Origin of the sequence: Pasteurella oralis, assembly GCF_042681465.1 — a bacterium.
GTDB lineage: Bacteria > Pseudomonadota > Gammaproteobacteria > Enterobacterales > Pasteurellaceae > Pasteurella > Pasteurella oralis.
On the sequence record NZ_JBHUFP010000006.1, the window covers coordinates 1 to 16,909 of the forward strand.

General features: G+C 37.8%; 16 protein-coding genes and 1 pseudogene. 5 read left to right on the forward strand and 12 right to left on the reverse strand.

Going from position 1 to position 16,909, the window contains the following annotated elements; translation table 11 throughout:
• Positions 1 to 423: 423 nt before the first annotated feature.
• Positions 424 to 1,059 carry a TfoX/Sxy family DNA transformation protein gene (locus ACFSAV_RS05870; protein ID WP_101776362.1) on the forward strand — a complete coding sequence of 212 codons (636 nt, stop codon included), beginning with the start codon at positions 424 to 426 and terminating at the stop codon, positions 1,057 to 1,059.
• 77 nt (positions 1,060 to 1,136) lie between these two features.
• On the opposite strand, the pseudogene tnpA reads toward ACFSAV_RS05870, so the two are convergent.
• The 11 genes and pseudogenes from tnpA to yrfG form a co-directional block, all read right to left on the reverse strand.
• Positions 1,137 to 1,576, reverse strand: a pseudogene (tnpA, locus tag ACFSAV_RS05875) (IS200/IS605 family transposase).
• A gap of 167 nt (positions 1,577 to 1,743) precedes the next feature.
• Positions 1,744 to 2,328 (reverse strand): Fe-S biogenesis protein NfuA, encoded by a 585-nt coding sequence (gene nfuA / locus ACFSAV_RS05880; protein ID WP_379097337.1) that lies wholly within the window; start codon positions 2,326 to 2,328, stop codon positions 1,744 to 1,746.
• 97 nt (positions 2,329 to 2,425) lie between these two features.
• Entirely contained in the window at positions 2,426 to 3,112 is a 687-nt protein-coding gene (locus tag ACFSAV_RS05885; RefSeq protein WP_379097340.1) for an amidophosphoribosyltransferase, read from the reverse strand.
• A gap of 110 nt (positions 3,113 to 3,222) precedes the next feature.
• Positions 3,223 to 4,035: a Cof-type HAD-IIB family hydrolase gene (locus ACFSAV_RS05890; protein WP_379097343.1), complete on the reverse strand. Its 813-nt coding sequence runs from the start codon at positions 4,033 to 4,035 to the stop codon at positions 3,223 to 3,225.
• 147 nt (positions 4,036 to 4,182) lie between these two features.
• Positions 4,183 to 5,637 carry a decarboxylating NADP(+)-dependent phosphogluconate dehydrogenase gene (gene gnd, locus ACFSAV_RS05895; RefSeq protein WP_379097345.1) on the reverse strand — a complete coding sequence of 485 codons (1,455 nt, stop codon included), beginning with the start codon at positions 5,635 to 5,637 and terminating at the stop codon, positions 4,183 to 4,185.
• 254 nt (positions 5,638 to 5,891) lie between these two features.
• Positions 5,892 to 6,590 carry a 6-phosphogluconolactonase gene (gene pgl, locus ACFSAV_RS05900; protein WP_101776367.1) on the reverse strand — a complete coding sequence of 233 codons (699 nt, stop codon included), beginning with the start codon at positions 6,588 to 6,590 and terminating at the stop codon, positions 5,892 to 5,894.
• A gap of 61 nt (positions 6,591 to 6,651) precedes the next feature.
• Positions 6,652 to 8,142: a glucose-6-phosphate dehydrogenase gene (gene zwf, locus ACFSAV_RS05905; RefSeq protein ID WP_379097349.1), complete on the reverse strand. Its 1,491-nt coding sequence runs from the start codon at positions 8,140 to 8,142 to the stop codon at positions 6,652 to 6,654.
• Positions 8,143 to 8,214: 72 nt separating this feature from the next.
• The gene (gene cysQ / locus ACFSAV_RS05910) at positions 8,215 to 9,039 is read right to left on the reverse strand and encodes a 3'(2'),5'-bisphosphate nucleotidase CysQ (RefSeq protein WP_379097352.1); all 825 of its coding nucleotides are present in this window, start codon (positions 9,037 to 9,039) and stop codon (positions 8,215 to 8,217) included.
• A gap of 154 nt (positions 9,040 to 9,193) precedes the next feature.
• Positions 9,194 to 10,060, reverse strand: a complete 867-nt coding sequence (gene hslO, locus ACFSAV_RS05915) for an Hsp33 family molecular chaperone HslO (protein WP_379097355.1) — start codon at positions 10,058 to 10,060, stop codon at positions 9,194 to 9,196.
• Between the two features lie 94 nt (positions 10,061 to 10,154).
• Complete coding sequence (hslR, locus tag ACFSAV_RS05920) at positions 10,155 to 10,568, reverse strand: ribosome-associated heat shock protein Hsp15 (protein ID WP_379097358.1); 414 nt, start codon at positions 10,566 to 10,568, stop codon at positions 10,155 to 10,157.
• Between the two features lie 9 nt (positions 10,569 to 10,577).
• Positions 10,578 to 11,234, reverse strand: coding sequence for a GMP/IMP nucleotidase (yrfG, locus tag ACFSAV_RS05925; protein WP_379097361.1), 657 nt, complete (start codon positions 11,232 to 11,234; stop codon positions 10,578 to 10,580).
• Positions 11,235 to 11,322: 88 nt separating this feature from the next.
• Between yrfG and nudE the strand changes: the two genes are divergently transcribed.
• From nudE to pckA, 3 genes are all read left to right on the forward strand, one after another.
• Positions 11,323 to 11,880, forward strand: coding sequence for an ADP compounds hydrolase NudE (gene nudE, locus ACFSAV_RS05930; protein ID WP_379097364.1), 558 nt, complete (start codon positions 11,323 to 11,325; stop codon positions 11,878 to 11,880).
• A 174-nt stretch (positions 11,881 to 12,054) separates the two neighbouring features.
• Positions 12,055 to 12,768 (forward strand): outer membrane beta-barrel protein, encoded by a 714-nt coding sequence (locus ACFSAV_RS05935; protein ID WP_379097367.1) that lies wholly within the window; start codon positions 12,055 to 12,057, stop codon positions 12,766 to 12,768.
• 187 nt (positions 12,769 to 12,955) lie between these two features.
• A complete protein-coding gene (pckA, locus tag ACFSAV_RS05940; RefSeq protein ID WP_101776375.1) occupies positions 12,956 to 14,572 on the forward strand; it encodes a phosphoenolpyruvate carboxykinase (ATP) in 1,617 nt (538 codons plus the stop codon).
• A 170-nt stretch (positions 14,573 to 14,742) separates the two neighbouring features.
• Here pckA and ACFSAV_RS05945 read toward each other — a convergent pair whose 3' ends face one another.
• Positions 14,743 to 16,188, reverse strand: coding sequence for an NAD-dependent succinate-semialdehyde dehydrogenase (locus ACFSAV_RS05945; RefSeq protein ID WP_379097370.1), 1,446 nt, complete (start codon positions 16,186 to 16,188; stop codon positions 14,743 to 14,745).
• 190 nt (positions 16,189 to 16,378) lie between these two features.
• Here ACFSAV_RS05945 and hpaC point away from each other — a divergent pair, with 190 nt between their 5' ends.
• Positions 16,379 to 16,888, forward strand: coding sequence for a 4-hydroxyphenylacetate 3-monooxygenase, reductase component (gene hpaC, locus ACFSAV_RS05950; protein WP_379097373.1), 510 nt, complete (start codon positions 16,379 to 16,381; stop codon positions 16,886 to 16,888).
• The last annotated feature ends 21 nt before the right edge of the window (positions 16,889 to 16,909 follow it).

A 16,909-nucleotide genomic window follows, 5' to 3' on the forward strand; every position in this document is an offset into this window, starting at 1 on the left:
CTTTATAAAACCACTTGTCATGCCTGACTTGCGGACGTGCATTATAGGCATTTATTTATCTCAAGCAAGTCCTTTTTTACTAAATAACCTCAAATTAAATTTAATTGCTATTTTTTTAGACAATATAATTAAATCTTTATTATGTGTTCAATAAGCCTAATCTATTTAACAGTGGTATAAGCAACATCAATATTCTTTCGACTTAATTAACTAATTAACCACAACTCATTAATTACAAATGCTCAAACCTTGTCCAAAAACCAATAAAAATTTACTATTTTTTCGATCTAAATCACAAAATTTTCAATAATTTATAATATTTTTTCTAAATAAAATGAAGATATGTTATAACTTGCCGCGCTCGAGGTTATGAGCTTATAAACACGCAATTGTCAGTAGTATAACTATAAGGAAGAGTTAATTATGACGAAAACAGAAAAAGAAACATTAAAAATTCGGGAAACCTTAAGCGAGCTTATTGGAGAAGTCACCGCAAAAAGCCTCTTTGCGAGTTATGGATTATTCCACCAGAAAATAATGTTTGGTTTATATCAAAATAACGTGTTCTATTTGAAGGCTGAAGGGAAACTAGCCTTATTTTTAGAATCAAAGGGAGCGGCTAGTTACCTTGCCAAACAACCTCCTTCAACACTCAATATTTCTAGTTATTACCGTCTTCCAAAAGAAATCACTTCAAACAAAGATCTCTATAAACAAATTCTAGAACAATCCCTTCAACAAATTAGGAGTCAAAAACTAGCTGAAGCGCTAGCAAAGAAAAACCGTATTAAAGAACTCCCTAATCTTTCTATTAAACACGAAAGAATGCTAGAAAAAGTAGCCGTTTATAATGTTGATATGTTTCAAACATTAGGCGCTAAAAATGCCTATATTCGGCTCAAAAAGAAAGGAATTACTGCAGATATCGGCATATTTTGGGCATTCTATGCAGCATTAGAAAATAAAAATATTAATTTAATTACAGCAACAGAAAAACAAAATGTATTAGCTCGCTTAAATTTAGCTTTGGCAGAAGCAGGGTTAAGGCAAGTGAAGTAAAAATCCACCTTTATACAAGGAGGCTAATTGACGCCCCATAGGGGCGTTTCTAAATTCTGACTCTCAGAATCTGAATTTTACATAGCAGATAATTTTAGCTGCTTATCTTCCAATTCGTGTTTCTCTTGATATTTCACATATCTCCTTAATCATTTCTGCATTAACACCTACGGTCTCTATGCAGTCATTTCTCGCCCCAAAATGCTTACCACACAATTTATATTTTCTTAAATACGGAAATTTATTGAACAATCTTATACACATTCTACCTTTTAAATGCCTTATTACTTTCGAGACCGACAATTTTGGCGGGATTTTTACTAACAAGTTAGCATGATCTACTTGGACGTTCAATTCTACTATTTCTATTTTTAATTGCTCACATAATATCCTTAGCTGAACATAGACGTCTCTATCTACTTTATCTTTATAAAATCCTGAAACGACATTTCAGTGTTCAAACTAAATGATATTGACAATGCCAAATGACATGCGATGATTTCTTAAGTCGACTCATAGTTTGTCTTTATGTTGGTTATAGGGATAGCTTTCGAAGGATTTTCGATGAGTCGGTTTATTTAGACAAAGTCTTTAAAGACGATAGCCACTTTCATAAAAGGTAGCTTTTAGTTAACAATAAAAATACGGGCTGTTTAATATAAACAGCCCGTATTGATTTTAAGATTAATAATAAGAATGCTCACCACGTTGATGTTCAGTGATATCTTTAGCACCTTTTAATTCATTTGGGAATAAACTTAATAATTGTTTCTCGATACCATCTTTTAACGTGACATCGACCATCGAGCAACCGTTACAACCACCACCAAATTGTAAAATAGCATAACCATCATCTGTAATTTCAATTAAAGTGATACGTCCACCATGGCTTGCAAGCTGAGGATTGATTTGCGTTTGAATAACATATTCAACACGTTCAATTAAGGGGGCGTCATCTGCTACTTTACGCATTTTTGCATTTGGTGCTTTTAAAGTTAATTGTGCCCCCAGCTCTTCTGTCACATAATCAATTTCAGCATCTTCTAAAAAAGGCAAACTAATTTCATCAATAAATGCAGAAAATGAAGCATATTTCATTTCCGTATCTGTTGCTTCTACTGCATTTGGTGGGCAATAAGAAACACCACATTCCGCATTTGGCGAACCTGGGTTAACGACGAAAATTCGAATATTGGTTCCTTCCTCTTGCTGATCAAGTAAGCGACGAAAATGCGCTTGGGCAGCTTCAGAAATCATAATTTGTTGCATAAATTATCCTAAAAAATGTGAATACTTGAGTAAGATTGTCAAGAATGATACTCCTAGATTGTTTTTTTTTCCACCTTTTACAGCAATAAATCTTTACTTACGTTTTTGCAAGTCCCCAGACTTGGATCTGCTCAATACCCGCTTGGCGTAAGACCTTAACAATCTCATTTAATGTTGAACCTGTCGTAATCACATCATCAAGTAGAGCAACGGATTTATAAGCATGCTGTTGATATTTAGGATTAATCCGAAAAGCATTACGTAAGTTTTTACGACGTTCGTTAGCACTTAACCCACGCTGAGTATGAGTATGTTTTACACGTTGTAATAAATATTCGTCACAAGGAATTTGTAACCAGTTAGCGATACACCGAGCCATTAAACTAGATTGATTATAACCACGTTGCCAATGACGAAAACGATATAAAGGCACAGGCAAGATCACTTCTGGTAAAACAAGCGCATGTGTTCGTCGTGCATCATGCACTGCGAGTAATAAAAGGCGCGCTAAAGTGCGGTCTAAAAAGAACGCATTTTGAAATTTGAAACGGTGAATTAAAGACGATAGGAGATCAACATAACGCCCAATAATTACTATGCGATCCCAACTCGTCTTATCGTGTAAACAGTGACCACAATATAAGGCATTCTGCGTTAACTCCATGCCACAATGTCCACAATAAGCAAAACGTCTAATTTGTTTATTACAACGACAACACAATCCATGCTGTGCAATCGCTAATTTTTGTTGACAATGAACACAGCGAAAACTAAGCCAATTCATGTTATTCCCTTATTTTAATGTATGTCATGTATTCAAGATTAAAATAAAGGAAAATTTGATGCAGGATTAACTGACTTTTTTACGAATAGGATCGCAAAACTAAATTTTATTTAATCAATCAGTCTTGCTGCTTTTAAGAAAGAATAGATACCCTCTTCTTCAATATGTAATGTCACATGATCTGCGGCAACTTTGACTTGTTGATGAGCATTCCCCATTGCAACACCCACACCAGCCATAGTGAGCATTTCAATATCATTCAGACCATCACCAAAAGCCATAACATTTTGCATAGTAAAACCCAAATGCTGAATAGCAGTCGCAATACCACTCGCTTTTGAAATATGCTCATCGAATAAATCAACAGAATGCTCATGCCAACGAACTGCCTGCAAACCTTTTAGCACACCAGAACGATTAACTAATTCATCTTCAGGCTGATCATAAAAAGCTAGGATTTGGAAAACATCATGCTGTTTAAAATAATCTTTATTGACATAATAATATCCTTTTAAAGGATCTAATGCACTACGGACTTTATCTGTAATTGCAGAAACACAAGTATCTGTTGGTGAAATTTGCGCATATTCAATTTGATGTTGGGTAAAAAAATTGGCTAGTTGTTGAATCTTTTGTTTTGAAAGTGGATTCCTTTCTAAGGTTGTGCCTTGATAGCTTACATATTGACCATTCATCGTCACGAATAAATCCATTTGTGTTTGCTGAATTAATTGTTTAATTTTAGGTGGGAAATTGCTTGGTGTGCGTCCAGTTGCAATAGCGGGGATAATCCCATTTGCTTTTAATTTTTGAATAGCTGAAACCGTCGTTTCAGGTAAATAATCTTTATCTTTTACTAATAAGGTTTCATCAATATCAAAAAATACGATTTTAATTTGCTCACGATAATTAGGAATTGTCATAACAGACCTTTCATTGAGATTTAATGGTGCACAGATTGTAGCACTATTTTGTCTATTTCAGCGAAAATAACATCAATTTTGACCGCACTTTTAATCAAAAAGCCACTGGCTGAAATCAACAAGTGGCTTTTTATAAAGTAGTGTTAACTAAACATCATAAGTCGTTGATGCTGTATCACCGCCACGACCAGTCCAATTAGTGTGGAAAAATTCACCACGTGGTTTATCAGTACGCTCATAAGTATGCGCACCAAAATAATCACGTTGTGCTTGTAACAGGTTCGCTGGTAAACGCGCACTAGTGTAGCTATCTAAGAAAGTGATCGCTGATGCCATACAAGGCATTGGAATGCCAACTTCAATTGATTTTGCCACTACTTGACGCCATTCGCCTAAACTATCCTCTAAAATACCTTTAAAGTAAGCATCTGAACCTAAGAAAATTAAATCTGGATCTGCCTCATAAGCATCTCGAATATTACCTAAGAAACGGCTGCGAATGATACAACCTTCACGCCATAAGAGTGCAGTATTACCATAGTTAATATTCCAACCAAAATTTTCCGACGCTTCACGGATTAGCATGAAACCTTGTGCATAAGAAATAATTTTAGACGCTAACAAAGCCTTGCGTACTGCTTCAATCCATCCTTTCTTATTACCTTCGACTTTACCCACTGTTTTATTAAATAATTGAGAAGCTTCTACACGTTGATCTTTAAATGAAGACACGCAACGAGCAAACACGGATTCGGTGATTAATGTTAATGGAATACCAAAATCTAATGCATTGATACCTGTCCATTTACCTGTCCCTTTCTGACCCGCCGTATCTAAAATTTTGTCTACTAAACGTGTACCATCTTCATCTTTATAGCCTAAGATATCTGCAGTAATATCAATTAAATAACTATCTAATTCTGTGTTACGCCATTCATTGAAGGTTGCTTGCAGCTCATCATCGGATAACCCAACACCTTCTTTTAAGAATTGATATGCTTCGCAAATCAATTGCATATCACCATATTCAATACCATTGTGTACCATTTTTACAAAATGACCTGCACCATCACGTCCAACCCAATCGCAGCAAGCTTCACCTTTATCAGTTTTCGCCGAAATTGCTTGTAAAATAGGTTTAACATGTTCCCATGCTGACTCATCACCACCTGGCATAATAGAAGGTCCGAAACGTGCGCCTTCTTCACCACCAGATACACCCGTACCAATAAAGCGAATCCCTTTTTCACGTAAATATGCCACACGGCGATTGGTGTCTGGGTAGTTGGTATTGCCACCATCAATGATGATATCACCTGCTTCTAAATGTGGTAATAATGCGTCAATGAACTGATCTACTACATCACCTGCACGTACCATCAGCATAACTTTGCGTGGTTTTTCCAATTTGCTCGCTAAGTCTTCCAACGAGTAAGCGCCAATAATATTGGTCCCTTTCGCCGCACCTTGTAAAAACTCGTCTACCTTTGATGTGGTACGGTTGTATGCTACCACTTTAAAACCATGGTCATTCATATTCAGAATTAAATTCTGCCCCATTACCGCTAAACCGATAACGCCGATGTCGCCTTTTACTGACATATTTTGCTCCTGTGTTAACTTTTATTCATTGTTATAGATATGTATGCGTCTAAATTTGCTGAAACAGACAATTCAGTCTAATTCTTTCAATTTATTATTCCAATCACCCATATCTTTACATGTTGCTCTATATTCTATTTAAAATACATTGAGTATTCGTGCCAATTATCAGGAACTCATGACATTTCTTACTCAGCTCCCGCACGACTTCTTATGTGCTCTTATTCAAAACTTTTCAAAAACTGACCGCACTTTTACAACAACTGTGCCGCATCCTTATCCAAATACCACTCCGTCACCCCATTTTTCGCTTTAATCTTGGCGGCTGGGTAAGGTAAATCTTTAGCATCTGTAGTCTGAATTTCTTTCAGAATTTCTGCCTTGCTGCTGCCTGTCACCAAGTAAGTCACACGTTTTGCTTGTTCAATGAGTTTTGCCGTTTTTGAAATACGCAGTTGCCCCGTTTCTGGATGTTGTGCAATAACCGCCAAATTTGGATCATCAAAATTGGTTTGCTGTGGAAATAAGGAGGCGGTGTGTCCATCTGTTCCCATACCTAAAATAATCCAATCAAAAACTTGCTCTGGAACGACCGTACTTAACTCTTGCACAAAGCGTTTAAGTTCTGTTTCTACGGGTGCTTCACCACGAATGCGGTGAATGTTTTGTGCTGGAATTTGAATATGATCGAACAATAACTTTTGTACTTCACCATAATTACTTTCTGGATCAGTTGGCACCACCATACGATCATCGCCCCACCAAAAATGTAAATTTTGCCACTGAATTTCGTTGTTATAAGGCGCTTGTGCTAAAGTTTTGAACAATAATTTTGGTGTCGAACCCCCAGATAACGAAATATGCACAGGACGACCTTCAAGACTGTACGCTAAAAATTCTTGTGCAATGTTTTCCACTGCATGTTGGGCATTATCAAAAATAACGGTATTCATGTTGTATCCTAAGTAGTTTTGATTTATCCCCTCTCAATGAGAAAGGGGGATTATTCAACAATTACACTTTCTTTTTCATTAATCCGCTTGGTTTACGCCAAACCCGACCTGTTTTAGCTATTAATTTATCGGCTTCTGTCGGTCCCCAAGTGCCGGATTCATACTCATACAAACGTCCATTTTTCGCTTTGTATTCCAAAATTGGCTCCACAAATTTCCAGCACGCATGTACTGCGTCAGTACGTGCAAATAAGGTCGCATCACCTTTCATTGAATCTAATAATAAGCGCTCATAAGCGGTTAATAAACTTGGCGAAGCAAGATCAGCATAACGGAAATCCATCGACACTTCTTTTGCCTCAAAGCCTGCACCTGGCTTTTTCAAGCCGAAACGCATAGAAATCCCTTCATCTGGCTGGATACGAATAATCAGTTTATTTTCTGGCGCTTTTTGGCTAAAGACAGGGTGCGGCGTCGTTTTAAAATGAATCACAATTTCTGTCACTCGTGCAGGTAAACGTTTACCAGTACGCACATAGAATGGTACGCCAGCCCAACGCCAGTTATCAATTTCACAACGCACGGCCATATAGGTTTCGGTATTTGAATCAGCAGGTACACCTCTTTCCTGCAAATAACCTTTGACTTCCTCGCCGCCTACAATACCAGCAGCATATTGTCCTAACACCAAGTTATTTTTGAGATCATCATCACTTAATGGATGTAAACAGTGTAATACTTTCGCGACTTCATCACGCATTGAATCGGCGTTGATAATCGCAGGTGGCTCCATCGCAACCATCGCAAGGACTTGTAATAAATGATTTTGGAACATATCACGCATTGCACCAGAACCATCATAATAACCACCGCGCTCTTCTACCCCAATGGATTCTGCGCCAGTGATTTCAATATAATCAATAAAATTACGATTCCACAGTGGCTCAAATAACCCATTTGAAAAACGCAGTACAAGCAAGTTTTGTACTGTTTCTTTCCCAAGATAATGGTCAATACGATAAATTTGGTGCTCATCAAAGAAACGGTGAATTTGGATATCCAACTCTTTTGCTGTACGAATATCATAACCAAATGGTTTTTCGACAATGAGACGCTTCCAACCAAATTCTTCGGTATTTAAACCATGTGCGGCTAAACATTCTGGAATAATGCCATATAAACTTGGTGGCGTAGATAAATAATACAGTGTATTACCACAAGTTTGATATTTATCATGTAATTCATCTAAACGTGGAATTAATTTGCCATAGTCTGCGGCATCTGAAGTATTAATGGACTGATAATAAAGGTGTTGGCAGAATTGCTCTAACGTTTCACCATTCGCGCCTTCGCTTTTCATTAACGCTTGGCGCATTTTTTCACGGAAACTTTCGTCATCTAAATCCGTTCTTGCCACACCTAATACTGAGAAATGTTCAGTCAAACGACCGATTTTATATAAGTTATACAGTGCGGGAATGAGCTTACGATAAGTTAAATCCCCTGATGCACCAAAAATAACGATACAATTGTTATCTGCTTCGATTTTCATTTTTATCCTGAAATTGTTTTGTTAAAAAATTGATCTAATATGTAACATATTATAACAAATTACCAATAGCTCTTATGTACTAAATTGGAAGATTTTATGCCAATCAAATGTTGAATTTGCCACCATCACAAAATTGGGATTAGTAAAATGCGCTTTTTGATTATAAGTTAACGGTTGGAAGTCAAAATCAAATACTTGTCCACCGATCTCCGCCAATAAAGCTTCTGCTGGTGCAGTATCCCATTCGCCCGTCGAACCAAAGCGTACATAGCAATCACAAGTACCATCCGCGACTAAACCACTTTTTAAGCCACATGAGCCATAAATCAAAAATTCATATTGATAATTTGGATTCAAAATCGACCGCACTTTTTGTTGCGCCCCTATCGAACCAACACCAATTTTAATCACACGATCGTGTGGTACTAATTGTGCTGCCAGCGGCTTGATTTCACTGCCGACTTTTTTATAAGCGCCAACCCCCTGCATCCCATAATAAGTAGTATTCAACATCGGCACATGAATAATCCCCAATACTGGGCGCGTATCTTGTACTAATGTAATCAGTACTGCAAAATGATCCGTGCGATTAATAAATTGTTGAGTACCATCAAGGGGATCGATTAACCAATACTCTTGCCATTGTGAACGCACCTCAAACGGTACCTTACAATTCTCTTCTGACAAAATAGGTACATCTGGCGTTAATGCAGTGAGCTGTTCAATTAAAAATTGGCTCAAAAATAAATCCGCCGCAGTCACTGGCGTATCATCTAATTTTGTCTGCACATCTAACAAATTTTGTCCAACATCATGATAAAATGCAGTTAAATACTTTCCGGCTTGTTCAGCAATCTGTCGTGTTTTTTCTAATAATTGAGGGGAAAGTGTCAACATAAAACATTCCTTTTGATGAGTAATAAATCCTCTGAGCAAGTACTGCTTAACTCATGACTTAAAAATAGAAAAACAGGCTATCAAATATCTTGATAGCCTGCAACTTAATCAATACTGAATGGACTTGTTTTCTCCTTAGAAGATTCCGTTCAGTTTAATTCATCACTTTTAACTGATTAATCGCGTCTTTATTAAACACATAATGGGTACCACAGCATTCACATTGCATATCAATTGCACCATTATGTTCTGCTAATACTTCATCCAGCTCTTCACCAGAAATCAATAACAACGCGGCACCAGAACGTTCTTGTGAGCAACCACAAAAAAAGCTGACTGGTTGTGCTGGAAAAAGTTCAACAGTTTCTTCGTGGTATAAGCGATACAATAATTCTTCTGCACTTAAACCAAATAGTTCTTCCTCTTTGATAGTTGCCGTTAAGGTTGCAAGGTGGTCAAAATCTTGTGGTGAACCAGAACCATCGGGCATAATCTGTAACAACATCCCTGCAGCAACGGGCTGCCCAGCATATTCACCAGTACGAATAAATAGCTGTGTTTGTAATTGTTCTGAACGTACGAAGTAATCTTCTAAACATTCTGTAATCGTTGGCTTATCCAGCGCAATCACGCCTTGATAGCGTTCTCCCTCTGTCGGTGCAATCGTGATGACTAACACGCCGTTACCGACTAATTGCACCAAACTCATTTCATCATCAACTTCAGCTTGTAAGCGAGCCAACGCGCGTATTTGCTGCTTATCATTACCATTAACTAAAGCTAATTTTAATGGACCATCGCCCTGTACCTGAACAGTAATATCCCCTTTAAATTTTAACGTTGCCGTTAATAAACTGGTCGCTACCATCATTTCACCCAATAAATTTTGGATCACTTGTGGATATTGATGCGTATTCAATGTATCAGTGAACGTTTGATTTAAACGAACCCATTCGCCACGTACTGCGCGATGTTGGAATAAATAGCGATAAAGTTTGTCATTGTCAGTTTGATATGTCATTGGATTTCCTTTTTAACCCGCTTACGATAAACGAGTTATTAATATGTGTATAAGCTTATTTGCTCAGGTATCTATATAGTATTGATTGACACAATTACAAGTGATCTTGCTGTTTAAACTTCAACAAGTCACGACGTTCTTTCTTATTTGGGCGGCGATCAGGATGGGGCATAGTCAATGTATTAATTTTGCGCGCAATTGCCATTTTGGCGCGTTGTTCCACACTTTTTTCCGTTTCTTTATACAGCAACTGTGCTTCTGGCGCACCACGACGTTGACTGGAAAGTGCGATGACTTCTACCTCTTTTTCTTCATTCCCTTGACGTAACTTAATGATCCCACCTACTTCAACACTCTTATTGGGTTTAGTGCGCTGCCCATTATAGTGTACCTTACCACCATCAATCATTTCTTTTGCAATCGTGCGGGTTTTGTAAAAACGCGCTGCCCAGAGCCACTTATCCAAACGTACATCTTCTTGCTCTTGCTGTTTCTTCTCTTTTGCCATATTGCCCTGTTACTCCACTAAAGTGCGGTAGTTTTTTACCGAAAAATGTCGCTCAAACTGTTTATGTGGCAAGGTACTATCTGGATTTTCCACTCCAATCGTATAAGCGATCCCAAACTGTTTGGCACTGTCTAATACCTGTTCAGTATCATCAATAAATAGCGTACGAGTTGGGTCAAAATAGTGCTGTTGTTGTAACTTCTGCCATAAGGTTTGTTCAATTTTAGGTGCACCAAATTGATGACTAGACAGTAGCAGATCAAAGTGCGGTGCAAAATTGCAAAATTTTAACTTCATTTCTAAACTAAATGAGTTACTGTCCGTTAATAACATCACTTGTTTGTTCATCCGTCGTAACGCTTGCAAAAAGGGCGCTACATCAGAACGCACTTTTAATGTCGGTCCATGAGATTGATATAACTCGCGTAATGGCAAACTTAATTGATCAGCCCAAAAATCTAAACAATACCAATCTTTACTATGTTCAATCGCATCATAACGCTGTTTCAACGATTGGCGACTTTGTTCAGCACAAATCCCCCATTTTTCGGCATAAGCCTGCGGCACAAGCTGTTTCCAAAAGTAATGATCAAAATAAAGATCAATCAAGGTCCCATCTAAATCTAAAATCACGGTTTCAATTTGTTGCCAATTCATCGCTAACATCATGCTGCCTTTTCTTTTTGTCACAAGCGGTTTATGGTATCGTTATTCCCTAATTTTGTAAAATTGAGCCGCTTTGCATGAGGTAAATATGCCCCAAAAACCCCAAATTCTGGCAATTTCTGTTGCCGCTAAATCACGTCTTTTTGAAATTCAAGCTGTAGATCTTAAATTTGCCAATGGTGTTCAGCGCACTTATGAACGTTTTAAACCAAGTAGCCAATGTGCTGTGATGGTATTACCCATAGAGCAAGATACGCTATTAATGGTGCGTGAATATGCAGTAGGTACCGAGCGCTACGAACTCGGTTTTCCGAAAGGCTTAATGGATCCCAATGAAACCCCTGAACAAAGCGCTAACCGTGAATTAAAAGAAGAAATTGGTTTAGGGGCAAAACAGCTTATCCATTTACGCACGGTGAATACCTCACCAAGCCATATGAACAACCCAATGCATATCTTTGTCGCTTATGATTTTTACCCTTGTAAATTGGAAGGTGACGAACCCGAACCGCTAGAATTAGTCCGTGTCCCACTCAACCAACTTGAACAATTATTACAAAATCCTGATTTTTGTGAAGCACGTAACCTGGTCGCATTATATTGCTTACGAGACTTTCTCAAAAAATATAATGTTGCAAAAATTTAATATATTGATCTTATTAAAAATAATGAAAACCTCTTATTTTTCAAAATCAAAGTAATTGCAAATCAGATCTTATTTCAAATCAAAATAGTATTAAAAAACACGCTTTAATAGATTGTTTTTCTAACAATCATAAGTATAATTTTCAGCCGGTTATATACAAAAATGGAGTTTAAAATGAAAAAAATCATGTTAGGAATGCTTGTATTCGCAACAAGTAATGCAATGGCATTAGCTAATAATTTGAATTTATATGGTAAGGTTGGGGCTGATTTTGTTTCTAAATTTGAATCAATTTCACCGAGTATTTATCTATTTAGTGCACCATCAAAAAATACTGTCTCACCAAACCTCTTTTTAGAACTGACTTATAATGTTACGCCCGAAATTGAATTTGGTGTGGGATCAGGCTATATCCGCCGTAAATCATATAATTATGTGCAATATGGAAAAACGCCTCAAAATTTTTCCGGACAAATTCATGAGTTGGATATAAAAGAGTATTCTAAAGTGAACAGATATTCATCTATTCCTCTCTATTTAATCGGAAAGTACAATTTTAATATCCAACCTAATCTTGCTTTTTATATAAAAGGTGATTTAGGTTATTCCTTTAATAAACTCAAAGCCACTACTCACCACTATAAGACAGATGTTGATATATTAGGTAATGGACAATATAGTAAAGACGCGAATAGCTACATGCAAACTTCTGTTACAAATGGACATTATTATGGTATTGGAATTGGTACTGAATACAAAAATCTATTAGCTGAAATAGCTTATCACCATACCTCAGCGAGATTAAAATACCATACGTTTGCACTCAGACTTCAAAACGTTTCTTATGATAATGATGCTGTTCGTTTTTCTATAGGTTATAAATTCTAATCATCTTGTTCTAACGCAAAAACCGTTCTGTAATAGAACGGTTTTTTCTTTGATATAAATCATAGAATAATAAAAATTTTCAGTAATTTTTCAAAATTTTGATCAACCTAACAGTTTTTAGGTAGAAAGTTGATTAGAATGTTTCCATTATTTTTTAACTTTAAAACTTAACTCTATGAGGTGATGTATGACAGACTTAAACAAAGTAATCAGCGAACTTGGTGCACTTGGTATCCATGACGTAAAAGAAATTGTTTATAACCCAACTTATGAGCAACTTTTTGAGGAAGAAACCAAACCAGGTTTAGAAGGTTACGAAAAAGGTATCGTAACGCAATCAGGTGCAGTTGCGGTTGATACAGGTATCTTTACTGGTCGTTCGCCAAAAGATAAATATATCGTGCTTGATGATAAAACTAAAGATACAGTTTGGTGGACAAGCGATGCGGCGAAAAACGATAACAAACCAATGACACAAGACACTTGGACAAGCTTAAAAGGTTTAGTAACAGAACAGCTTTCTGGCAAACGTCTATTTGTTATCGACGCCTTCTGTGGTGCAAACGCAGACACACGTTTATCAGTACGTATCGTGACAGAAGTTGCATGGCAAGCCCACTTCGTGAAAAACATGTTCATTCGCCCAACTGAAGCAGAATTAGTCGGCTTCAAACCAGATTTCGTAGTAATGAATGGTTCAAAAGTTACTAACCCGAACTGGAAAGAGCAAGGCTTAAATTCTGAAAACTTCGTTGCATTCAACTTAACTGAAGGTATTCAATTAATCGGTGGTACTTGGTACGGCGGTGAAATGAAAAAAGGTATGTTCTCAATGATGAACTACTTCTTACCATTAAAAGGCATCGCATCAATGCACTGTTCAGCCAACGTGGGTGAAAAAGGCGATGTCGCTGTCTTCTTCGGTTTATCAGGTACAGGTAAAACCACACTTTCAACGGATCCAAAACGTCAATTAATCGGTGACGATGAGCATGGTTGGGACGATGATGGCGTATTCAACTATGAAGGTGGTTGCTATGCGAAAACAATTAAACTTTCGCCAGAAAACGAACCAGATATCTATAAAGCCATCAAACGTGATGCCTTATTAGAAAACGTAGTGGTACGTGCAGATGGTTCTGTTGATTATGATGACGGTTCAAAAACAGAAAATACTCGTGTTTCTTACCCAATCTATCATATCGATAATATCGTCACACCAGTATCAAAAGCAGGTCATGCGAAAAAAGTGATTTTCTTAACTGCTGACGCATTCGGCGTATTACCACCAGTGTCTAAGTTGACACCAGAACAAACCAAATACTACTTCTTATCTGGTTTCACAGCGAAATTAGCAGGTACTGAGCGTGGTATCACAGAACCAACACCAACTTTCTCAGCGTGTTTTGGTGCAGCATTCTTATCACTTCACCCAACACAATATGCTGAAGTGTTAGTAAAACGTATGGAAGCGGCAGGTGCTGAAGCCTACTTAGTGAACACAGGTTGGAACGGTACAGGTAAACGTATTTCAATCAAAGATACTCGCGGTATCATCGATGCTATCTTAGATGGTTCAATCGAAAAAGCAGAAATGGGTAAATTACCAATCTTTGATTTAGCGATCCCAACTGCATTACCAGGTGTTGACCCTGCTATCTTAGATCCACGTGATACTTATGCAGATAAAGCACAATGGCAAGCAAAAGCAGAAGATCTCGCAGGTCGTTTCGTGAAAAACTTCGAAAAATACACCACTAACGATGAAGGTAAAGCATTAGTGGCAGCAGGTCCAAAAGCGTAATCAAACGCCTTAATATTTAAATGACTAAACAGCTCGGTGTAAATCGAGCTGTTTTTTTGTATTAAAACTTTCTAAAAAGTGACCGCACTTGAGTTAAAAGTGCGGTCACTTTTTTCAATATTTTCTCACAAACAAGCCCTCACTTGTTCTTTCTAACTGTCACAGTTCAATCACACCTTCAAACAAAGGTACTTCATCTCCAAAAATTCTTCAATACCGTAGCGTGAACCTTCACGTCCTAGACCCGACTCTTTTACCCCGCCAAAAGGGGCCATTTCGTTGCTAATTAAGCCTTCGTTAATACCCACAATGCCGTATTCTAAGGCTTCGGCAACACGCCAGATACGAGAAAGATCTTGGGTGTAAACGTAAGAAGCTAACCCAAACTCAGTGTCATTTGCCATGTTTATCACTTGTTCTTCTGTGTCAAATTTGAATATAGGTGCCAACGGAGCGAAGGTTTCATCTTTTGCCACCAACATAGATTGCGTGACATCACGTAATACCGTTGGCTCAAAGAAGGTACCACCTAAAGCATGTGTTTTACCACCGATCACTAAACTTGCGCCTTTCGTAGTAGCATCAGCAATGTGTTGTTGAATTTTTTTGACCGCACTTTCACTGATCAAAGGTCCAATGTTCACGCCTGCTTCATTTGCACTACCCACTTTAAAAGCCGCTACTTTAGTACTGAATTTTTCGATAAAGCGTTCGTAAATACCAGTTTGCACATAAATATGATTAGTACATACACAGGTTTGTCCACTATTACGGAATTTTGAAGCCAAAATCCCTTCAATCGCGTTATCAAGATCAGCATCATCAAATACAAGAGATGGCGCATTACCACCCAATTCAAGTGAAAGTTTTTTCACGGTACTTGCCGATTGTGCCATTAAGATTTTGCCCACTCGAGTTGAACCTGTGAAGGTCACTTTACGTACAATAGGATTTTCAGTGAGCTCTTTACCCACCTCAATCGCATTAGTTGAGGTAATTACATTAAACAATCCAGCTGGAATACCCGCTTGATGTGCTAATTCCGCTAAGGCTAAGGCAGACAGGGGTGTTTCCTGTGCAGGTTTTAACACAATGGCGCAACCTGCTGCAAAGGCAGGAGCCGCTTTGCGGGTAATCATCGCATTCGGGAAGTTCCAAGGCGTAATCGCAGCTACTACGCCAATCCCTTGTTTAATCACTAATAAGCGATGATTTTCTTTATCTTGTGGCAACACATCACCGTAAATCCGTTTTGCCTCCTCCGCAAACCATTCGATAAAACTGGCACCATATAAAATCTCGCCACGACTTTCAGTGATCGGTTTACCTTGTTCTAAACTGAGCAATTGGGCTAGCTCCTCGTGATTCTCAATGACTAAGTCGTACCAGCGTCGCAATACACTTGCACGCTCTTTAGGTGTCACTTTTTGCCACTGTTTTTGTGCTTTTGCCGCACATTCAATCGCATACTTTGTCTCGCTTACCGTTAAGTCAGGTAACTCACAAATCACCTCATTTGTTGCAGGATTGGTGACGGGAAACGTGCTGTTATTTTTCGCCTCCACATATTCGCCATTAATATAAGCTTTAGTTTTAAGTAGAGAAAATTGTTGCATAATGCCTCCCAACAAGCAGTTCATTACCGTAACCTGTTTATGGTCTTGGACAACATTATACATTTTAACAAGTGGAATGACCTCTTCTCATTGCGCTTTTCTTACTATTGCCTAACTCAATACGCTATAATTTTGCTAAGGATGTTTACAAAATCGACTCATTAAGCATCAAAAATTAAGGAAAATTACTATGCTTACTCTTACGCCAATTCAACAAAATTTCCGTAATTCCATGGCAAAACTAGCTGCTGGAGTGAATATCATCACCACTAACGGCGCAGCTGGAAAATGTGGAATCACTGCAACTGCGGTGTGTTCGGTGACAGATACACCACCCACTGTGATGATCTGTATTAATAAAAACAGTGAAATGAATCCTGTTTTTCAAGCCAATAAACGCCTTTGTATCAATGTGCTCAATGCTGAACAAATTGAATTAGCGCAGCATTTTGCTGGCTTTAAAGATAGTGATATGGATGAGCGTTTTGAATGGGATGTGTGGCAACGCAAAGAGGATCCAAACGCGCCACCAAGTTTAAACAATGCATTAGCGAACTTAACAGGTACCATTGTTGATATCCGTGATATTGGCACGCATTCTATGTTCTTAGTGGAACTAGAGGATATTCAAGTTAGTGAAAAAGGACAAGCATTAGTCTATTTTTCACGCTATTTCCATCAAGTAGGCGACAAAGAATAGCCTACTTGTCTGAATAAAAAA